At 36.2% G+C, this 18,828-nt stretch carries 21 protein-coding genes and 1 riboswitch; of the genes, 11 read left to right on the top strand and 10 right to left on the bottom strand.

The features are described from left to right. Window positions 1-37: 37 nt before the first annotated feature. The 11 genes from ACFSTA_RS05115 (at window position 38) to ACFSTA_RS05065 (ending at window position 7,941) form a co-directional block, all read left to right on the top strand. Window positions 38-244, top strand: coding sequence for a DUF1657 domain-containing protein (locus ACFSTA_RS05115; protein WP_377555493.1), 207 nt, complete (start codon window positions 38-40; stop codon window positions 242-244). 82 nt (window positions 245-326) lie between these two features. Further along, entirely contained in the window at window positions 327-794 is a 468-nt protein-coding gene (locus ACFSTA_RS05110; protein WP_377555492.1) for a hypothetical protein, read from the top strand. A 19-nt stretch (window positions 795-813) separates the two neighbouring features. Next, window positions 814-1,293: a stage V sporulation protein AC gene (gene spoVAC, locus ACFSTA_RS05105; RefSeq protein ID WP_377555491.1), complete on the top strand. Its 480-nt coding sequence runs from the start codon at window positions 814-816 to the stop codon at window positions 1,291-1,293. Beyond that, window positions 1,293-2,309 (top strand): stage V sporulation protein AD, encoded by a 1,017-nt coding sequence (gene spoVAD / locus ACFSTA_RS05100; protein WP_377555490.1) that lies wholly within the window; start codon window positions 1,293-1,295, stop codon window positions 2,307-2,309. Before spoVAC ends, spoVAD begins: the two co-directional genes overlap by 1 nt. Then, window positions 2,306-2,656 (top strand): stage V sporulation protein AE, encoded by a 351-nt coding sequence (gene spoVAE / locus ACFSTA_RS05095; RefSeq protein ID WP_377555489.1) that lies wholly within the window; start codon window positions 2,306-2,308, stop codon window positions 2,654-2,656. The genes spoVAD and spoVAE overlap by 4 nt, the downstream gene beginning before the upstream one ends. Before the next feature lie 59 nt (window positions 2,657-2,715). Further along, the gene (locus ACFSTA_RS05090) at window positions 2,716-2,919 is read left to right on the top strand and encodes a DUF1657 domain-containing protein (protein ID WP_377555488.1); all 204 of its coding nucleotides are present in this window, start codon (window positions 2,716-2,718) and stop codon (window positions 2,917-2,919) included. Window positions 2,920-2,934: 15 nt separating this feature from the next. Then, on the top strand, window positions 2,935-3,792 hold the full coding sequence (locus tag ACFSTA_RS05085) for a DUF421 domain-containing protein (protein WP_377555487.1): 858 nt from the start codon (window positions 2,935-2,937) through the stop codon (window positions 3,790-3,792). Window positions 3,793-3,899: 107 nt separating this feature from the next. Next, window positions 3,900-5,420 carry a spore germination protein gene (locus tag ACFSTA_RS05080; protein ID WP_377555486.1) on the top strand — a complete coding sequence of 507 codons (1,521 nt, stop codon included), beginning with the start codon at window positions 3,900-3,902 and terminating at the stop codon, window positions 5,418-5,420. An 11-nt stretch (window positions 5,421-5,431) separates the two neighbouring features. Then, window positions 5,432-6,541 carry a GerAB/ArcD/ProY family transporter gene (locus tag ACFSTA_RS05075; protein ID WP_377555485.1) on the top strand — a complete coding sequence of 370 codons (1,110 nt, stop codon included), beginning with the start codon at window positions 5,432-5,434 and terminating at the stop codon, window positions 6,539-6,541. Then, the gene (locus ACFSTA_RS05070) at window positions 6,516-7,781 is read left to right on the top strand and encodes a Ger(x)C family spore germination protein (RefSeq protein WP_377555484.1); all 1,266 of its coding nucleotides are present in this window, start codon (window positions 6,516-6,518) and stop codon (window positions 7,779-7,781) included. Before ACFSTA_RS05075 ends, ACFSTA_RS05070 begins: the two co-directional genes overlap by 26 nt. A gap of 1 nt (window position 7,782) precedes the next feature. Further along, a complete protein-coding gene (locus ACFSTA_RS05065; protein ID WP_377555483.1) occupies window positions 7,783-7,941 on the top strand; it encodes a hypothetical protein in 159 nt (52 codons plus the stop codon). Window positions 7,942-7,960: 19 nt separating this feature from the next. Here the strand turns inward: ACFSTA_RS05065 and ACFSTA_RS05060 are convergent, their stop codons facing one another. The 10 genes from ACFSTA_RS05060 to ACFSTA_RS05015 all read right to left on the bottom strand — a co-directional run bounded on the left by ACFSTA_RS05060 (window position 7,961) and on the right by ACFSTA_RS05015 (window position 18,826). Beyond that, the gene (locus ACFSTA_RS05060) at window positions 7,961-8,944 is read right to left on the bottom strand and encodes a zinc-binding dehydrogenase (RefSeq protein ID WP_377555482.1); all 984 of its coding nucleotides are present in this window, start codon (window positions 8,942-8,944) and stop codon (window positions 7,961-7,963) included. Beyond that, window positions 8,941-9,888 carry an ArsA family ATPase gene (locus ACFSTA_RS05055; protein ID WP_377555481.1) on the bottom strand — a complete coding sequence of 316 codons (948 nt, stop codon included), beginning with the start codon at window positions 9,886-9,888 and terminating at the stop codon, window positions 8,941-8,943. Before ACFSTA_RS05055 ends, ACFSTA_RS05060 begins: the two co-directional genes overlap by 4 nt. A 30-nt stretch (window positions 9,889-9,918) precedes the next feature. Beyond that, entirely contained in the window at window positions 9,919-10,176 is a 258-nt protein-coding gene (locus ACFSTA_RS05050) for a cory-CC-star protein (protein ID WP_377555480.1), read from the bottom strand. 65 nt (window positions 10,177-10,241) lie between these two features. Next, on the bottom strand, window positions 10,242-11,993 hold the full coding sequence (locus tag ACFSTA_RS05045) for a carbon starvation CstA family protein (protein ID WP_377555479.1): 1,752 nt from the start codon (window positions 11,991-11,993) through the stop codon (window positions 10,242-10,244). A 286-nt stretch (window positions 11,994-12,279) separates the two neighbouring features. Continuing rightward, complete coding sequence (locus tag ACFSTA_RS05040; protein WP_377555478.1) at window positions 12,280-13,659, bottom strand: Glu/Leu/Phe/Val family dehydrogenase; 1,380 nt, start codon at window positions 13,657-13,659, stop codon at window positions 12,280-12,282. Between the two features lie 80 nt (window positions 13,660-13,739). Further along, window positions 13,740-15,155, bottom strand: coding sequence for a hypothetical protein (locus ACFSTA_RS05035; RefSeq protein WP_377555477.1), 1,416 nt, complete (start codon window positions 15,153-15,155; stop codon window positions 13,740-13,742). A gap of 136 nt (window positions 15,156-15,291) precedes the next feature. Next, window positions 15,292-15,759, bottom strand: coding sequence for a hypothetical protein (locus tag ACFSTA_RS05030; protein ID WP_377555476.1), 468 nt, complete (start codon window positions 15,757-15,759; stop codon window positions 15,292-15,294). A 22-nt stretch (window positions 15,760-15,781) separates the two neighbouring features. After that, complete coding sequence (locus ACFSTA_RS05025) at window positions 15,782-15,910, bottom strand: hypothetical protein (RefSeq protein WP_377555475.1); 129 nt, start codon at window positions 15,908-15,910, stop codon at window positions 15,782-15,784. Window positions 15,911-16,024: 114 nt separating this feature from the next. Further along, a complete protein-coding gene (thiT, locus tag ACFSTA_RS05020) occupies window positions 16,025-16,600 on the bottom strand; it encodes an energy-coupled thiamine transporter ThiT (RefSeq protein WP_377555473.1) in 576 nt (191 codons plus the stop codon). Window positions 16,601-16,720: 120 nt separating this feature from the next. Further along, a riboswitch (TPP riboswitch) is annotated at window positions 16,721-16,823 on the bottom strand. A gap of 212 nt (window positions 16,824-17,035) precedes the next feature. Next, window positions 17,036-18,826 (bottom strand): M3 family oligoendopeptidase, encoded by a 1,791-nt coding sequence (locus ACFSTA_RS05015; RefSeq protein WP_377555472.1) that lies wholly within the window; start codon window positions 18,824-18,826, stop codon window positions 17,036-17,038. Window positions 18,827-18,828 lie beyond the last annotated feature (2 nt).

Here is an 18,828-nt window from a genome sequence, read left to right as displayed (position 1 = left end):
AATATAAAAGTGAGGGGTATTAAAGGAGGATCTACTAATGACCGTTTCATCTCAGGTAAAACAAACCATCGCTGGATTAAAAAGTGCACAAGCAAGCTTTGAACAATTTGCATTACAAACAGAAAATAAACAAGCAAAGCAAATGTATGAAAATGCAGCACAACAAACCCAAACTATCTTACAGAGCGTTGAACCAAGAGTCCAACAAATTGAACAAGAAGAACCACAATACAAAGGATTTTAGTTCGTACGATTACTTCACTAAAGTAGGGGTGGATGAGAAGTCCCCCCTATTCCATACCATGCATTAGAATTGGGTGAAAAATATGTCTAATCCAAAAAGAATGTTATTTATCGGAGTTGTACTATTTCTACTCGTTGGTTGTACAACTGATACAAACAACGGAACAAATGGTGACAAAAATACCGTCGAACTTACGAAGATATCTAATCTTAATAATGACATTGATCAACAACCAGCAAATAAGGCAAAAGATATTCTTAGCCAGAAAAAGAATGTAACTGCTGTAAAGGCTGTTAATACCTCAAAAAAACTGCTAATTACTATTGAGGTACCACACCATGAGAGGTTTCAATTAGCTTCCACAAGAAAAAAATTGAAGGATGAAATGAAGAAAAAATTCCCTAAAATGGAAGTGGAATTATCAACGGATCAAAAAATAATTCTAGAAGTTGAAAAACTAGAAAAGAAACTCCAAAAAGGCTCCATTAAAAAGAAAGATCTTGAAAAAAAAGTAAAAAAAATAATGGATCTTTCACAAGAACAAACATAATAAGAAAGAGTGAAATGAAATGGCAGATAAAAAAAAGAAAAACTTACCACCTTCAGCCCAACAATATCAATCATTTCAAAGTAAACGTGAAGTAAAACGACCTATTGTTAAAAACTGTGTTAAGGCTTTTTTCGTAGGTGGATTTATTTGTTTTATCGGCCAACTTATCTCCACATTTTATATACATTTTTTTAATTTTACGGAACAAACGGTTGGCAATCCTACCGTTGCAACATTAATATTTATAACGATGTTATTAACAGGATTTGGAATTTATGATCGGATAGGACAATTTTCTGGTGCAGGTTCAGCTGTTCCAGTAACTGGTTTTGGTAATGCGGTCATTTCTGCTGCAATTGAACATCGTACGGAGGGGTATGTTCTTGGTGTCGGTGGTAATATGTTTAAATTAGCAGGATCGGTTATATTATTTGGTGTATTTTCCGCATTTATCGTAGCGTTAATTAAAACCATCCTGATTCAATGGGGTGGATTATAATGTTAATGGGACATCGAACTTGGTTGTTTGGAAATAGTCCAGTTATTATTTCTACTGGTACTGTTGGTGGTCCATTTGAAGCAAACGGAAATATCCCAAATGATATCGATATCTTACATGAGGATATGTGGCTAAATCAAGATTCTTTTGAAAAAGCCCAACAAATGATGATGGAAGAAGCATGTCAACATGCAATCAAGAATAGTCAGATTGAAAAGGAACAGGTTTCCTTTTTTATTAGTGGCGATTTAATCAATCAAATTACACCAACAAGTTTTACAGCTAAAACATTAGGAGTACCCTATTTTGGTCTATTCAATGCTTGCGCCACATCCATGGAAAGTCTTGCACTTTCAGCGATGATAATAAATGGTAATGGAGCAAATTATATTCTGAGTGGAGCTTCTAGCCATAATGCAGCTACCGAAAAACAGTTTCGATACCCAACAGAATATGGTGGACAAAAACCACCGACAGCACAATGGACTGTTACAGGCGCAGGTTGTGTTCTCCTCGCTAAAGAAGGGACTGGACCAATGGTTACATCGGCAACTATTGGTAAAGTAGTTGATATGGGCATGACGGATCCATTTAATATGGGTGGTGCAATGGCCCCTGCTGCCGTAGATACTATCTCATCACATTTGCGAGAACGCGGTATTGATGCATCGTACTATGATTTAATTATTACCGGTGATTTGGGTCATATCGGGAGAGAAGTCTCCTTAGATCTATTTCATAAAAATGGTATTGAAATTGATGAAAATAAATATGTTGATTGTGGTCTAACCATCTATCGTGAAGGCCAACCCGTATTAGCTGGTGCAAGTGGTGCAGCATGCTCAGCTGTTGTAACCTATGGTCATTTTCTTAACAAAATGAAAAAGGGCGAATTAAACAGAATTTTAGTGGTTGCAACTGGTGCACTACATTCCCCACTAAGCATTTACCAGAAAGATCCCATTCCTTGTATTGCCCATGCAGTTTCAATCGAATCAGGAAGTGATACATTATGATATTTTTTTGGGCATTTGTCGTTGGTGGCATAATTTGTGTCATCGGACAAATTATGTTTGATGTTTTTAAATTATCACCAGGTCATACCCTAAGTATTTTAGTTGTAGCTGGTGCCATTTTAGACGGGCTTGGTTTATACGAGCCTTTAATTGATTTCGCTGGAGCTGGAGCAACTGTACCGATTACAAGCTTTGGTAATTCCTTAGTTCATGGTGCAATGGCTGAAGCTGAGAAACATGGACTGATTGGGGTTATAACAGGAATGTTTGAAGTCACAAGCTCTGGTATTTCAGCTGCGATTATTTTTGGAATGATCGGTGCGTTAATCTTTAAACCAAAGGGATAGTGTGGGAGAACGTTATCCAACACCCTCCCCTACTCCCTATTATTTGGAGGTATAATAGTATGACAGTAGGTTCCCAAGTGAAAGCTAGTTATTCCAGTTTGAAAAGTGTTGAAGCCAGTTTAGAAACACTTGCATTACAATCCAATGAAAAAGAAGCAGCAGAGGCTTTCAAAAAAGCGGAAGCGATTATTAAAGAAATCAAACAAGATCTAGATCAACAAGTAATATTTTTATCCCAAGAAGAACCACAATATAAACAATAGAAAGGATAATAGGTTATGCCAGACTGGATTCAGATCATAATCAGAGCATTTTCATTATTAATTATCCTATTTTTGCTGACTAAATGGTTAGGAACAAAACAATTATCTCAGTTAAATATATTTGAATATATTTCTGGTGTTGTTTTAGGTGGGATCGTAGCCATCCACGTGAGTACACTGGATAGTCCAATTTATTATGCCTTACTTGCTATGTTTATTTGGTTCATTATCCCATATATTGCGGAGCTCATTTCATTAAAAAGCAAATCCTTTCGTAACTTTATTCAAGGAAAAAGCACCGTTGTTATTCAAAACGGAAAAATCATGGAAGATAATTTAAAGAAAGAACATTATTCAACGGACGATTTACTCGAAAATCTAAGGGAGAAAAATTTATTTAAAGTTGCAGACGTCGAGTTTGCGCTTCTCGAACCAACTGGTAAATTAACAGTCCTCCCCAAAAAGGAAAATCAACCACTAACTGCAAAAGATTTGAATATCAAACTTGCACCTGAACGAGAACCACAAACCGTTATTATGGATGGAAAAGCATTACTGGAACCACTAGCAAACCTGTCCTTAAATACAAATTGGTTAGAAACTGAATTAGATAAATTAAACGTTAGTATTGAAAATGTTTTCCTCGGACAAGTTGACACACATGGACAGCTAACAGTCGATTTATATGATGATAAAATTGCTGTACCAAGTCCAACACAAAAGCCACTCCTTCTAGCAACAATGAAAAAGTGCCAGGCAGATTTAGAGCTTTTTGCATTAGCAACAGAAAATATAAATGTAAAGCAAATGTATGAAAAAAACAGTAAAAAACTCCAAGAAGCATTGCATATGGTTGATACCTACTTAAAGTGACATCCTCTTTTAAATAATAGTTGGGTGTTGCTTTTTCTTTACATCACACATAATATGGAAACTTCGTGGAAACGTAAGAGAAGAATAAAATGTTGGAGTTGTAGTACATGTTAAAAAAGTTATTTGAAAAATTATATAGCAATGTACCTAATGTTCCAGAGAAATCTTTCCCGGAGGATATTAAACGTAAGGAAATACACCTGGATGGAGATTTGGAACAAACATTAAAGACGTTTAAACAAATATATTCTTACCCAGACAATCATGATTTCATTATTCGAAATATACATATCAGTGGAATGAATAAAAAAGCTTCCCTCTTATATATTCGGACCATAACAGATTCATCATTAATCGATCAACATATTCTCCGTCCATTATTAATAAATAATTCTTCCGACAAGATTGAGGACATTGTTTCCATTCAATCCGTTGACACGAAAAAAATAATAAAAGATATTTTACCTGAAATTAACAAAGGAAGTGCTGCATTAATTATAGAGGATGAATCACAAGCTTATTTATTTGGTGTAACAAAATTTGAAGGTAGAAGCGTCGAGAAATCTGAAAATGAAACAACTGTAAAAGGACCTAAAGAAGCCTTTACTGAATTATCTAGCACGAACATATCGTTAATACGTAAAAAAATAAAAAATGAAAATTTAGTTGTCGAATCACTAACCATCTCAGAGCGCTCAAAAAATGATCTTTTTATTCTTTATGAAAAGGATTTAGCAAATGAAAAGCTTGTCACAAATATAAAAAAAAAAGTAAATGCGCTAGATCTAGATGCCATTCAAAACCTTAGTTTATTGGAACAATATATCGAAGAACGTAAAATATCCATTTTTCCAACTGTTTTAAATACAGAAAGACCAGATCGTGCTGCATCATTTATAGAAGATGGCTATATTGTGCTAATTATGGATAATTCACCAGCTTCTCTAGTCCTACCAGCAACGTTTTGGTCGTTTTATCATTCTTCTGAAGATCATTATTTGCGTTTTCCTTATGGTAATTTTACGAGACTATTGCGAGTCGTTGCCTTATTTATCACATTATTTACATCTGCTATCTATGTGGGTGTTGTAACCTATCATGCAGAAATGATACCTCCAGATTTATTACTAGCAATTGCGGCAACACGAGAAAGAGTTCCATTTCCTGCTGCAATTGAAGTAATCCTGATGGAGCTTGCCTTCGAACTAATTCGAGAGGCAGGATTACGGGTTCCCAATCCAATTGGACCTACCATTGGAATTGTTGGGGCACTTATTTTAGGTCAGGCTGCCGTTCAAGCTAATATTGTAAGCCCTATCGTCGTTATTGTAGTCGCATTAGGTGGTCTAAGTTCCTTTGCAGTAGGAGATATTAGTATGAATTTTGCGATTCGGTTAACTCGATTCTTATTCTTACTAGCTGCAACTTTATTCGGTATTTATGGCATGGCCGCATTATTTACTCTCGGTTTGTTTTATCTAATATCAATTAAATCGTTCGGTGTCCCATATTTGGCACCACTTACACCCAGATATGCTTCTTCTGGAGATACGATATTTAGAAGAGTATTACAACATGAAGTACTTCGACCAGGATATGTTAAACCAAAGGATATTAAGAAGAAATAAGGAGTTCGTCAATGGAACAGTCAAAAGGGAAAATCGGGATAAAAGAATTTATAGCTTTAACGGTGTTAATGACTGGAACAAAGCTAGCAGATGATACACCTGCAATATTATTTGAAAAGTTAATGAATGCAGGTTGGATGGCACCAATCATCATTGGTGTATTATTTATTATTCCTATAGCCCTTTTGATGAAAGTCATAACAAGCTACCAAAATAAAAGTTTAATCCATGTCATTGACCATTTATTTGGTAGATTCCTTGGCTTTTTCATTATATTTATTTTATGGGGAATCTCATATAGTGCACTTATTATTGATTCCGCCATTTACACAGATATAATTGGTACCATGTATTTCACGAGAACACCGACAATAGCTATTTATGGGCTATTAATGGCAGTCTGTGCCTATGGAGGAAAAAGAGGCTTCGAACAAATAGGATCCATATCATGGGCTGTCATTCCATATATTAAAGTTTCCATACTTATTGCTGCGGTTTTGTCTTTCCATCAAGGGCAAATGGATTTTCTATTCCCGATATTAGGACCCGGAGAATGGGCGATTATAAAAGAGAGTACGCTCAAGCTCTCCATTTTTGGTGATTTGCTTTTTATTTTTATTCTATTTCCGTTTATCAAAAGTGAAAAAGATTTCAGGAGGGGAGTATGGATTTCCTTACTAATCATTGTTATTGAGTTAACGCTTGCTATGTTAATGTATCTTTTTATGTTTGATTATCAATCAGTTATGATGCTAAATTATCCTTTCCATGAACAAATACGTACCATCCAATTGGGCTTTTTAACAAATATGGAAACTTTTTTCTTCCCTTTTTGGTTAGTTGCTTCCTTTGTAAGATTCTCCGTATATATATATATTAGCGCCATTTTATTTGGAAGATTATTCAAAATAAAGCACTTTGAATACGCTATTCCAGCTCTGGCAACATTAGTTGTATTTATCGGATTAATACCAGAAAGCCCTACACAATCTATCTTTGAATTAAGACAGACCCTTATTAATATGGCAACACCTTTATATTTCGTTTTACCAGGGCTGATTTGGATTGTAGCAAAGCTTAAAGGAGATCTAAAACATGACAAAGCTAAAAATTCCACTTAAAATGCTCTGTTTACTCGTTTTCCTCCTCGTATTAAGTGGTTGTTGGGATCTAAAAGAAGTTGAAAAAATGGCATATGTCGTTGCAATTGGTCTAGATAAAGATGAAGAAAATGAAAATCGAGTAAAGGTTACCTATTTAATTTCCAACCCTGAAGTGGGTTCGCTAGCCCAAGGTGGCGGAGGAGCTGGTGAAGAACCTCCTAGAGAAATTATCACCTTTCCCTCCAATGACTTTATCACATCTAAAAATTTAGCAAATACAGTAATTGCTAAGGAAATTACGTATGATTTATTAGATATACTCATTGTTTCTGAGGATTTTGCCAAAGACCCCAAATTTGTAAGGTGGGCCTATGATGCTACCAAGGAAATGGAAATCCGAAGAGATATTAAGCTATTAGTAACGAAGGAAAAAACAAGTTCATTTATGCTTTCTAATAAACCTTTACTTGAAACAAGACCACATGAATATTTTGAAATGTTATTCTATCGAGGAAAGCAGACTGGTATGGTGCCACAGTCTGATTTATTAACTTTTTTTCGTATAACGGAAGCAGATGCAGATTTATTTGCCGCTGCCTATGGGACTGCACAACAGACGAATGAATCTAACTTTCATAAAGACCCAGACGAAATTATAGCTGGAGATTTCCCATATAGTGGAGAAACGAATACTGCACAATATGCCGGATCTGCTTTATTTAAAGAAGGAAAAATGATCGATATTCTTACTCTTGAAGAAACGAGACTAATGTTTCTATTAAATCCCACCTTAAATCCAGCGGCTATTTTAACAAATTTACCTGATCCATTTCATGAAGATTATCAAATTGCCACTAGAATTACACCTAAAGGGAAGATTACATTTGATATGAATCTGAAAAAAGACAACCCTAGTATAGATTTGACTGTTCCCATTCAAATTGAAGTACTAACGAATCATAGTGGTACAAACGTTGCCAAAGACGATGAAAAGAGAGAGACTTTAAAGAAGTCATTTCAAGAAGCAATAACGAAAGAATTTGAAGACCTTATTAAAAAAACTCAGGATGAATTTAAAACAGAGCCTTTTGGTTGGTCGTTAATTGCTCGAAAAGAGTTTTCAACTATTCCCGAATGGACATCGTTTGACTGGATGAAAAGCTATCCGGACATTGAAATAAAAGTAACAACGGATGTTAGACTTGGAAAATTCGGTAGGCAGGGTGAAATGTTAAATGTAGAGGATGTGAAGGATTAACATGAATATAGCAATTTGGTTTGTTATCCTACTCGTTAATGTTTACACGCTTGGATTTTCAGTTACGTTATGGAAGGAAGATAGTAAAATTGGGTCCATCACTATGTTCCTAGTTGCTGTGGCAATTGTTATTTCACCATTTTTCTCTGTTCTAAGATAAAGCTAGACTCACTTGGAGCCTAGCTTTCTATTTTCAGTATCACTTTGCCAAACTGTTTATTCGCTTCCAGATAGTCAAATGCTTTTTGTGCCTCATCTAATGTATACGTACAGTCAATAACTGGATGTGTTTGATGTTTTTCCATATGCTTTAGCATCTCACGTAACTCCTCTTTACTTCCCATCGTCGATCCAAATAATTGATATTGTCCATAGAAGAAGCTTCGCAAATTAAATGTAATGGTATCCTCTGTTGTTGCACCAAAGGTAACCATACGCCCCCCTTTTTTCAAAACTTCTAAGGAACGATTAAATGTAGCTTCTCCAACACTTTCAATCACAAGATCGATTGTTTCATTTTTTAGTTCCTCTACCCAATCACTTTTTGTATCGATTGCCATATCTGCGCCAATATGTATTGCCTGCTCTCGTTTTTTTTCACTCCTAGATGTCACAATTACCTTTGCCCCAATATTTTTAGCAAACATAATTACATACGTTGCTACTCCACTTCCTGCGCCAGGAATAAAGACAGTATCCCCCGCTTTCACTTGTCCCTTTGTAAACAACGCACGATAACCTGTTAATGCGGGTAATGCTATTGCGGACGCCTCATCCCAAGACAAGTATGCTGGCTTTTTCTCCACCTGTTCTGCTGATATTACAATTTTCTCAGCAAATGTCCCATGGTCGGGCATACCTAAAATATCGAAACCTTCCGGTGGAGCATCACTTTTTTCATACCAGCGTAAGGATGGATTAATAATAACCTCATCTCCAATTTGAAAATTACCTACACCATCCCCTACTGCATCAATTACTCCCGCACCATCAGATCCTAAAATCAAAGGATCTGGATTATCACCACGTCGATTAGGAATATATAGATCACGTCGATTTAAACCAGCATAGCGAATTGAAACAACTACTTCATCCTTCTTAGCAATTGGCTCATCCATTATCTTAACCTTTAAATTTCCGTTTTCATGCACGAATGCTTTCATGTTTGTTTCATCTCCTCTACGAAGTGATTACTGAATTGATCTAATTGTTCCTCACTAGTTATATCATGTGGAAACAGTGGGATATAAATCAAATGTTGGTTGGAAAACGTTTCTTCAATCATTGTTATGTACTTTTTTTCGTGTTGTTTTCGTTTAAGAAAAAAACCCCCATCAGACTGTTCAGGTAACACTTTATTTATTAGTAATGATTTCACATGAAGATGGTATTTATCAAGTAAATTGATCGCTTTTTTTGTCTCTAGAATCGGTAATCTTTCTGGGTTTAACACAAAAATAAATCCTGTCGTACTCGGATTGAGTAAAATTTCACGCGCTTTTGAAAAACGTTCTTGCCTATTTCTTAAAACATCATAAATTGGATCTTCTATTGGTTCTCCATCATTCAGTAATTGGGTGTAGTTTTCATTTGTTTTCCTTCTTCGTTGTAATAGGCCCTCTATCCATACACCCATTAATTCAGGTAATGATAAAAGACGAATCGTGTGACCAGTCGGGGCCGTATCGAAAATCAATTTGTCAAAGTTACCACTTTCTTCAAGAATAATAGAAATTAGCTTATCAAATAATGCCGCTTCATCTGCCCCAGGAGATGCCTTGGCAGTATCTAATTGTCGATGAACCTCTTCCATCATATGTGAATGAACAACACCTTTAATATTTTCTTTTACACTTTTTATATAATTTGACGTTTCTACCTCAGGATCAATTTCTAGTGCAGACAGGTTCTCAGCAACTTTCTTTGTCATACCGCCTATTCTTTGTCCAAAAATATCACCTAGGTTATGTGCTGGGTCTGTGGAGATAAGTAATGTGTTTTCTCCTGATTTAGCTGCCCGCCAAGCAATAGCTGCGGCAGATGTAGATTTTCCAACTCCACCTTTTCCACCAACAAAAATATTCTTTTTCGCTAGTTCATCACGCATTGTTTTCACCTCTAGTTATAATCTCAAAACCTAGCAGCATCTGATACCAGTAAGTGGAGACTTTTCCATTCCCATACGGAGATGCCAATCATGAAATTTTTCAATCATATACGGATAAAGTTCAAGTGTATAATAATATACCGGATTTGGGATGCCAATCATCTCAGAGTATAGCAGTAATAAGAACAAGTCATCTTCATTACGAAGCTCTCTAGCAATCTCCTGGCGATGTGGCATGCTTAATACCTCTTCGTAATATTCAATCAGCTTTTTTATCTTATCAAGCATCTCAACACCTCTTTTACAATAATAGAAAAGGGATCATTTCAATCTATGATCCCTTTCCCTCTATTTTATACTGCGTCTTTATCCTCGTTATCAATTGGTGGATCGAATTTTCCAGTCAATGCTTGGAAAGCCGTTAACACTATCCATGCAGCAAAGACGAAAATGATTGCACCTAAAACAAATAGCAATGTGTTGGAATTGTTTCCAAACCATGACCACTGGAATACCACTTGTTGGAACATGGCGTATAACGTCATAAACATTAGGAATATCATCGGTATTAATGTAATTGCATAATTTCGACCTTGGCGTTTCAACCATATCGAGATTAATAATAAACTAATACCCGCTAGTAATTGATTAGACGTTCCAAATAGTGGCCAAAGTAAATACCCACCAGATCCAAAACCTCTTGATCCTTCAGGTAATAATACTAACACTGCACTAGAAACAACTGCTACAGACGTAGCAACATGTGTCTTGGTAAGTGCTGGCATTTTATATTCAACACCTAATTCAGAAATAATATAACGCATTAAACGAACAGATGTATCAAGGGTTGTTGCAGCAAAACTAACAACAATAATCGATACAATCGTTGTCGCAACATCAGGTGGAATCGCCAATCCTTGTGCAAGAACTGCAGCTCCTTCTACAAAGTTCCCTAAACCAGATGCATTTGCATCAACAAAACTACTGTAAACACCTACAAATGCCTCTTCACTGTTAAATAAGGTGACTACTGCAATGATTGCTACTAAAGCCAGTACCCCTTCCCCAACTGCACCCGCATAACCAACGAAACGGGCATCTGTTTCCTTGTCTAACTGTTTTGATGTGGTACCTGAAGAAACAAGACCATGAAATCCAGAAATAGCTCCACATGCAATTGTAATAAATAACAGCGGGAACCACGAAACATCGGTAGCGCTTCCATTTATAGCCGGAGCAGTAATATCAGGATTCGTAAATAGTAACCCTAAATATAGAATAAGTAATCCAACAACTAATTGATGGGAATTAATAAAATCCCTCGGTTGGAGTAATTTCCAAACCGGTAGGGTTGATGCAATGTAAACATAAACCATTAAAATGACGATCCAGATTAGGAATGCAGAAGAAACAGCTCCTAGTCCAAAGAGACCAGCTCCATCTTCACCACCCATATACCTTACTAAATCGATTTGTAGGAAATTGACTTTACTAGCAACAACAGCTGTTATGTACATAGCAGCAAGTGCAAGTAATGACGGGATAAGCATTTTTGAATTTCTTTTGTACACCGCATATCCAATCCAAATGGCTAATGGAATCTGAATAAATACTGGAATTACGCTTGCTGGATATGCAATAAATAAATTCGAAATTACCCATGCGAAAACTGCATTTACCATTAATACAAGAATAAGAATAATGAATAAAAACAGGATCTTCGCTCGTTGACCGATCAATCGGTGCGCTAATGTACCTACCGATTGCCCTTTATTTCGTACAGACAATACTAATGTACCAAAGTCATGTACCCCTGCAGCAAATACAGTACCTAATACAACCCATAACAACGCTGGTAACCAACCCCAATATACAGCTACTGCTGGACCGAGTATTGGCGCTGCCCCTGCTACGGAAGTAAAGTGGTGACCCCATAAAACAAATTTGTTCGTTGGTACATAGTCAACATCATCTTTATACCGGTGTGCAGGAGTCACATAATTTGGATCTAATCGAAATATTTTTTCTGCTACAAATTTCGAATAAAACCGATAACCAAGTGCATAAATCAATAAACCAATGACTGCAATTACAATACCATTCAACTTCACTACCTCCCCTATTTATTGGATCCTCCATAAAATTAGAGTGGGTCTGGGTCTTAGATGAAATAAATGGACTAACCCTATTACACGCTATGTGATAGCATGTTACTTTAGTACAATTTTTATTGTAGACTAAATATTACAAAAAGTAAATAAATTATATTTGTCCGTTTAAAGTTCAGTGTTTGAAGTAAAGGACAGTCTATACCAGTGAAATAAGCAACAATCTTTTGGAAAACAGCCAAAAAGAAAAACCTTTCTACCCCATGTAGAAAGGCTTATATATTTAATATAGTTTTCCTTGTCGATATAAAATAGTGGAAAGTTTCATGACAGCGTGAATATAGCAATTTTGCCTTAGAGGAAAAGGATCTCCAAAAAATTGTGGCAATACCGTATCAAACGTTACTTGCATTTTTTCATAAAGTTTTGATATAACTTCTTCCTCACTATAAAATTGTGTTTCCCTTCCTTGTAACCATTCAAAATAAGATACTATCACTCCACCTGCATTAGCTAGAATATCAGGAATAATGATAACACCTTTTTCACTTAAAAAGTCATCTGCTTCCGTGGTCACAGGAGCGTTCGCACCTTCGACAATAATTGGAGACTTTATTTCTTTCATGTTTTCTCGGTGTATTTGATTTTCTAATGCAGCAAGAAATAATACATCTACATCAGCCGTTAATACCTTATCACGATCCATAATTGTAGCTTTTACGTCTGCATGTTTTAATTGTTCTTCTGTCGTTGGCAGATCGCCATTTTGATCCGTTACAAACTTTACTAAATTTGATATATCCAATCCATCCGAATTATAAAGTGTTACATTTCGATCACTTACTGCTACAATTTTATTGTTTAAATGGTTACATTGATAAGCAGCTAATGCCGCAACTGAACCTACATTACCGAATCCTTGAACCGCTAACGATAACGATTTTTCTTTCAGAGATAAAGCCGTTTTTGCGAATATATTTTCTCGTTCCGAAAGCCACTTTTCCTGTTCATTAACAAAATTATAGAGCAAATAACGAAATGTATAGTAGACTCCCTTACCTGTTGCTTCCCTTCTCCCTAATGATCCACCGTTTTCTACGCTTTTTCCTGTAAAGCTCCCTCGATAGGATTCACCAGGTCGAATACTTTTATACTCTCCCATCATCCAATCCATCTCACGAGCACTCGTACCAACATCTGGCGCTGGAATATCTTTGTCTGGGCCGAGGATATCACTAAAATATTGCACATATTTTTTACAAATTAAATAAAGATCTTTATCTCCAAAGTCTCTTGGATTGATGACAACACCACCTTTACCGCCACCAAAGGGAACTTCATGTAAAGCATTTTTTAACGTCATTAAGGAAGCTAGATTGACAACTTCATCTTCACTAACCGTTTCATGAAACCGTATACCACCTTTATACGGGCCCAGTATATTATTATGTTGCACTCGAAAAGATGGAATTCGTACAACACTGCCATTTTTTAAGGCAATTCGTAGAAAAGATTTATTTACATGGTTTGGTGTTGATAGAATGGAAACCAAGGAAGTAAAAGCTTTCTCTCTAGCCTCTCCTTTTAAATCTGGTAAAAAAGTTTTATCGTCCAATAATGCATGCAATGAATCTTGAATAATTTCCACTGTATTATTTGCCACAACATGAACCTCCAATAATCCATCATATTGGTTATGATTGTATCAAAAGGTTGTCATTATACCAATGAAAACAATTTATCCTACAAAATTAATACAGCAACAACTGTCATTACGATGAGTCCTATGATAACTGGCAGGAAATTTTTTCGTACTAAATCCATGACAGATACTCCACATAGTCCAGCGATAGCAATAAGTGATGACCAAGCAACTAGTGTTCCGCCTCCTGTCCAAATGGCACCCATTTGTCCGATTGCAGCAAGCGTTGCTGTGTCTATGGATGCTGTTTCTAAAGAGGCAGCTAATGCACCGGTTAGTGGTAACCCCGAGAATCCTGAACCATCTAAACCTGATATAATACCAATGATTAACACGCTAAATGCAGCGAGAAAGGCACTTTGCGGCAAGTAATTTTGAGTAGCTTCAACAAGTCCGAACAAGAACGATGGTCCTTCTTCTACTCCTAATATATTTCCGGAAAAATCTGGACTCCCTAAGAAAAAGAATCCGGCAATAGGAATAACTGGACCCATTGCTTTAAATGCAAAGACAAACCCATCGGTAATATGATTACTGATATAATCAAGTGCTTGATGTTTTCCAAAAGCTATCGTGGAAAGTAGTAGAAGTATAACAGCTACTCCACCTACTAAGGCTGCGCCATCCCCACCTGCTAAACCATCACTTCCCGAATAGAGTTTGTTATACATCATGTACACGACAACTGCTAAGAGTGATAGTGGAACTAATACAGCAAATATTTTGCTCCACGTCGTAAGGTTTTCTGTTTTCGCTTTATTTGTGGATTTTTCTTGTGTTTGTATCGCCTGTAATTCTAATTCATTTCTTGGGTCATTCTGCGAGCGAATTGTTTTGCGATACAGAAAATAAGCTAATAAAATCGCGACTCCACCAGCTATAAGTGAGAGCACGATCGCTCGATCTGCGATTATCCCTGCATCGATACCTGCTGCTGATGCTGACAAGCTTGGTGCTACCTGTACAATATAATCAGAAGAAAGAGCCATACCTTGCCCTGCAAGCGCTATTGCTACAGCTGCTGTCATGGCTGGTAACCCAGCTCGTATGGCGGCAGGTACAAGTAGTGCACAAATTAAAGGAACTGCTGGAGTTGGCCAGAAAAATAAGGATATTACATAGGTCACTCCAATAAGCACGAAGAACGATATATGCCCATTGACCATCATCTTTTGAATCGGTTGTATCATCCTTACATCTGCTCCTAGATCCTTTAGGGAATTAAGCAACGCCAACATAAACGTAATGATTAAAAAGATACTAAAAAGCTCTTGTGCTGCTACTAAATTTGCTTTAAATATTGCTGTAAATCCATCCACCAAACTACCTTTAAATACTAAGGCAATGACGAAGGTTCCTAATAAAGTTGGTAGAACTACACCTTTACGAAAAATCATCGTACCGATAATTATAAGCGTGAACAAACCATATAACAAATGCGATAACGTTAGTTCCACATGTATCTTCCTTTCGTTATTAACTGTGCTATAGCCTATGCATCACGATGTGTAGCGGTGAAAGGAATATATGGAAGTTACATAAAAATAAAAAAGTCTAATTTACAGTTGTATGCTGTAATTTAGACTTTGGTAGTTATAAATCATCTCGATATAACATAAAGGTTTCTAATTGACCATCCCAAATCACTTCAACTTCGATGGGGTCTTTTAAGTTGACAAAATTCCCGTTACCTCCCCCACTTCCAAGTTCAAAGAATATATCTTTTGGTGGTTTACTAAATGTTCTACTAGTTTTACTCTTTCGTGTTGAAGTACGAAAGGTCACTTCTAAATGCTCCAGGGATTTCAATTCGCTTACTTTACCTCTATAAATAATTCGATGTTGATCATTATGCCAGCTTCCTGCCCTGAAAACACCATCTTCTTCATAAAAGATTTCTTCCCCTCGAAGGTAATATTCACCACGCCAATGCTTACTCTCTCCAACGTACGTATAATCATGTACTTTTATTTCTTTATTCTTATCTCCCATGACTATTGAAGTTATCAACACGAATGCAATACTACCTATTAAACTAAATACAGTTTTTTTCTTACTCAATATTTCCCTCCTAGTTCATCATCTAGTCTTCTCTTCCCTCATTACATTGATGACACAATAACGTTCCTTCATCATGTACCCCATCAAAGAATCCATTGTCACAATATACTTCTCTTCCACAAGATTCACATGTTCCAATTAATTCACGCATTTAACCACCTTTTCAATTTTTATAAATCACGAAAATTCTGTATTATATTATACTATATAAAAAGGATAACCCCATTATGAGGCTATCCTTCTGTGAGCGGAGAATAAGACTATGTTACGTGGTTTGCAAAAGTGTCTTTGGTTGTTTAATAAATAAGAAAAATACCACAATCGTACATAGGATAAATGACGGAAGCATGTATGAACCATTATATACTAGAGAATAAATCCAAACCTCTTGACCTTCTGGTGCATAATGATCCCAAAACACTATTCCTGCATAAAAGTGTGCTAGAAATCGTAAAAAGGTTCCAATCAACACACCAAACATGATATACATTAATCGTTTAACAATTACGCCGTCCTTCATGGATTTTTGAACTGGTTTTGCAAATATTCCAGCTAAACCTAATACAGTAAATGCGAATCCATATTCAATAAATCCTTGTAATGGGTGAATAATCGACGGTTCTATAGTCAATTGCAATAATCCCCATAATAACCCAGAAAGCAATCCCCCCTTAATCCCCCAGCGAAATGCAACAATAAACACTGGAATCATTGCAAAGGAAACAGATCCTCCATTTGGCCATACTTTAAATGACAAAAACGGAATAATATCCAGTAAAAAAGCTAATGCAGTAAAAATAGCTACCTCAACTAAAAATAATGTTTTCTTATTAGTATTCATAATTAATTCCTCCCCTTCATGTAATCTAAAAATCTATTAAACAGATTTTTAAACACACAAAAAAAGCAATGCCAAGGGGAAGCTTCCTGATGGGGAATTCCGCTCACATTGCTTTTAATCCATCAAAAAAGCCACCATCCCTACGCTAGTACTAACTAACAGGTTCAAAGGGTCTGAACAATAAATGTTCACTCTCAGCCATTCGGCTCCCCCTGTAGGCTTTAAATTCACTTTTTTTGCTACAAGTATTGTAACGTACTTTTCAGATTTTTACAATGAAGATATTAGAACAATACAGGATAGATATCAAATGCTACACCTGAATTTCGTGATTTCAAATTAGAACATCGCCTTTCAACCACATAACATTTCCTGTCATTACATAAAAAAAACAACCCAATTTCACCACCGAAATTGGGTTGCCATCGTTTAAAATTATAATGCTACAAACTCTTCAACATCTTTTACACATAATGCAATTGCATTTTCCCAGAAGTCTGGTTTTGTTAAGTCGACGTTTAAATGTTTCTTTGCTAAGTCTTCTACCTTCATACTACCCGTATCACGTAATAATGCAATGTAGTCTTCTTCAAAGCTACCACCTTTTTCCACAGCATATGCGTATATACCGAGGCTAAACAAGTAACCAAATGTATATGGGAAGTTGTAAAACGGTGTACCTGTAATATGGAAATGGAGTTTAGATGCCCAGAAATTTGGATCATATTCTTCTAGTGAATCACTATATGCTTCTTTCTGTGCCTCAACCATTAGTTCATTTAAACGATCTACAGATACTAATCCTTGTTTTCGCTCTTCATAGAAACGAGTTTCGAACAAGAAACGTGCATGGATGTTCATAAAGAAAGCGACACTACGTTGGATTTTATCCTCAAGCAATGCTTGTTTTTCTTCTTTATTTTGTGCACTCTTTGCCGCTGCATCTGCAACGATCATTTCGGCAAATGTTGAAGCGGTTTCCGCAACATTCATCGCATACCCTTGGTTTAAACCATGTACATCATTCATGACATGTTGATGGTATGCATGTCCTAATTCATGTGCAAGCGTTGAAATATTAGATGTCGTACCTGAATACGTCATAAACACACGAGTTTGTTCACTATCCGGGAAACTTGTACAGAATCCTCCCGGACGTTTACCAGCACGATCCTCTGCCTCGATCCAACGCTTATCAAACGCCATTTCAGCAAATTCAGCCATTTTCGGACTAAATTCACGGAAATGCTTAACAATAAAGTTAGCTCCTTCTGAATAGCTAGATTTCTTTACTGATTTAGAAATTGGAGCACCAATATCATACATACTTAATTTATCTAATCCCAATAGTTCCGCTTTTTTATTCAAAAACTTCACGAAATGCTGCTTATTATTTGAAATAGCTGTCCACATTGCATTTAATGTATCTTCTTCCATACGATTAATAGCTAGTGGTTCTTTAAGAACGTTATCCCAGCCACGATGTTTATATTTTTGCAAACGGAATCCGGATAAGTGGTTCAGTGTTTGACCAAATAAATCTGCATGATCCGACCATGCTTTACCCATTTGCTCGAAAACGTGTTTACGAACTTCACGATCCGGATTACTTAATTTATTGGCCGCTTGTCCAACAGAATAGGATATAACTTCTCCGTCCTCTTCTATTTCAACATTCATATTCCCAACAATTGCATCATACATTTGTCCCCAAGCATGGTATCCATCTACAGCTAAGTCATTAATTAACACTTCTTGATCTTCTGAAAGCAATTCTTTTGCTTTATTTCTCGTTTCACTTAAAACAAAAGAGAGATTTTGAAGACGCTCATCAGAAACTAAATTGTTCCATGATTCATCATCAACTGCTACAAGTTTTTGGTCGAATACCGTTTTAACAGCATCCATTTCAGCTTTTAATGCACTTCGTTTACCAACTAGCAGATTGGCATGTGAATCCTTTACATTTTGTGCACTTAAGCAACTTATAAAAGCAAAAGATTCACGTAGTTTTTTCATCGTGCTTTCTAAACTATTCGTGATATCTACAAGTTTAGTAGCACTTGTAAGACTGTCTTTTGGATCAAAATCTTCCACAGAAGATTCAAGTTTACTAATTTCGTCTTGAACAGTATGAAGATATGTTTGAAATTCTTTTGATTCACTTCCACCAGGGAAAATCACATCTAAATCCCATGTTTGACTATATTCTTTCGTGCTTTGCATGT

Source organism: Ornithinibacillus salinisoli (genome assembly GCF_042684965.1).
In the GTDB taxonomy this organism is placed as follows: Bacteria; Bacillota; Bacilli; order Bacillales; family Amphibacillaceae; genus Ornithinibacillus; species Ornithinibacillus salinisoli.
The sequence above is the reverse complement of the archived record's forward strand: the minus strand, read 5'-3'. Positions and strand labels throughout refer to the sequence as shown.

What these genes read in the sequence shown, in the direction of transcription:
- ACFSTA_RS05060 (WP_377555482.1), bottom strand. Translation starts at nt 8,944, where the DNA reads ATGAAAGCATTCGTGCATGAAAACGGAAATTTAAAGGTTAAGATAATG.
- spoVAE (WP_377555489.1), top strand. Translation starts at nt 2,306, where the DNA reads ATGATATTTTTTTGGGCATTTGTCGTTGGTGGCATAATTTGTGTCATC.
- ACFSTA_RS05110 (WP_377555492.1), top strand. Translation starts at nt 327, where the DNA reads ATGTCTAATCCAAAAAGAATGTTATTTATCGGAGTTGTACTATTTCTA.
- ACFSTA_RS05065 (WP_377555483.1), top strand. Translation starts at nt 7,783, where the DNA reads ATGAATATAGCAATTTGGTTTGTTATCCTACTCGTTAATGTTTACACG.
- ACFSTA_RS05050 (WP_377555480.1), bottom strand. Translation starts at nt 10,176, where the DNA reads ATGCTTGATAAGATAAAAAAGCTGATTGAATATTACGAAGAGGTATTA.
- ACFSTA_RS05075 (WP_377555485.1), top strand. Translation starts at nt 5,432, where the DNA reads ATGGAACAGTCAAAAGGGAAAATCGGGATAAAAGAATTTATAGCTTTA.
- spoVAD (WP_377555490.1), top strand. Translation starts at nt 1,293, where the DNA reads ATGTTAATGGGACATCGAACTTGGTTGTTTGGAAATAGTCCAGTTATT.
- ACFSTA_RS05025 (WP_377555475.1), bottom strand. Translation starts at nt 15,910, where the DNA reads ATGCGTGAATTAATTGGAACATGTGAATCTTGTGGAAGAGAAGTATAT.
- ACFSTA_RS05055 (WP_377555481.1), bottom strand. Translation starts at nt 9,888, where the DNA reads ATGCGTGATGAACTAGCGAAAAAGAATATTTTTGTTGGTGGAAAAGGT.
- thiT (WP_377555473.1), bottom strand. Translation starts at nt 16,600, where the DNA reads ATGAATACTAATAAGAAAACATTATTTTTAGTTGAGGTAGCTATTTTT.
- spoVAC (WP_377555491.1), top strand. Translation starts at nt 814, where the DNA reads ATGGCAGATAAAAAAAAGAAAAACTTACCACCTTCAGCCCAACAATAT.
- ACFSTA_RS05070 (WP_377555484.1), top strand. Translation starts at nt 6,516, where the DNA reads ATGACAAAGCTAAAAATTCCACTTAAAATGCTCTGTTTACTCGTTTTC.
- ACFSTA_RS05085 (WP_377555487.1), top strand. Translation starts at nt 2,935, where the DNA reads ATGCCAGACTGGATTCAGATCATAATCAGAGCATTTTCATTATTAATT.
- ACFSTA_RS05015 (WP_377555472.1), bottom strand. Translation starts at nt 18,826, where the DNA reads ATGCAAAGCACGAAAGAATATAGTCAAACATGGGATTTAGATGTGATT.
- ACFSTA_RS05080 (WP_377555486.1), top strand. Translation starts at nt 3,900, where the DNA reads ATGTTAAAAAAGTTATTTGAAAAATTATATAGCAATGTACCTAATGTT.
- ACFSTA_RS05115 (WP_377555493.1), top strand. Translation starts at nt 38, where the DNA reads ATGACCGTTTCATCTCAGGTAAAACAAACCATCGCTGGATTAAAAAGT.
- ACFSTA_RS05090 (WP_377555488.1), top strand. Translation starts at nt 2,716, where the DNA reads ATGACAGTAGGTTCCCAAGTGAAAGCTAGTTATTCCAGTTTGAAAAGT.